The sequence below is a fragment of the Evansella sp. AB-rgal1 genome, assembly GCF_041820985.1.
Taxonomy (GTDB): domain Bacteria; phylum Bacillota; class Bacilli; order Bacillales; family Salisediminibacteriaceae; genus Evansella.
In genome coordinates this window covers 1-585 of sequence record NZ_JBGUAU010000085.1, presented here as the reverse complement: position 1 = coordinate 585, position 585 = coordinate 1, and the positions used below count along the sequence as shown (strand labels likewise).

The following is a 585-nucleotide window of genomic DNA, read 5'->3' as shown; positions in this document are numbered from 1 at the left end:
TTTTTTGTTATATTTTAATTATTGTAACAGGGGAGGATGCAATATGGGGAAAAACAAATTTTCAGAAGAACAACAAAAACAACTAAGGTCCAATCCTTTCATTGAGAAAGTAAGTGAAACAAATATTTCTTACACAAAAGAATTTAAAGAACATTTTTATCAAGAATACCAATCTGGAAAAGGACCTTCAGCTATTCTGCGTGATATGGGAATTGATCCTACTCTTCTAGGTAAAAGGAGAAAGGACAGCCTAGTTCAAAGGGTTAAGGATTATGCAGAGCGAATAGATGGCTGTCTAGACCTGAGAGGTAAAAATTCTGGTCGTCCTTCCACTAAGGAATTATCAGAAGCCGACCGAATAAAGCAATTGGAACACCAAATTAGGTACTTAAAACAAGAGAATGAATTCCTAAAAAAAACAGAATTTCTAGACAGGCAGGCAGAATGGAAGGAAAACCAGAAGCATCGCCAGAAGAAAAATTCAGACACATCGAAGAAATGACATTGCGAGATAATAATGAGCTTAATATCTATTGGCTTTGTGAAGTGGCAGGTGTTTCTAGAAGTGGTTATTACAACTGGCTG

Annotated in this window: 1 protein-coding gene; it reads left to right on the top strand. The window is 36.1% G+C overall.

Annotated elements, in window-relative coordinates:
- Positions 1-43: 43 nt before the first annotated feature.
- Positions 44-502: an HTH domain-containing protein gene (locus ACERII_RS25880; RefSeq protein WP_373645869.1), complete on the top strand. Its 459-nt coding sequence runs from the start codon at positions 44-46 to the stop codon at positions 500-502.
- Positions 503-585 lie beyond the last annotated feature (83 nt).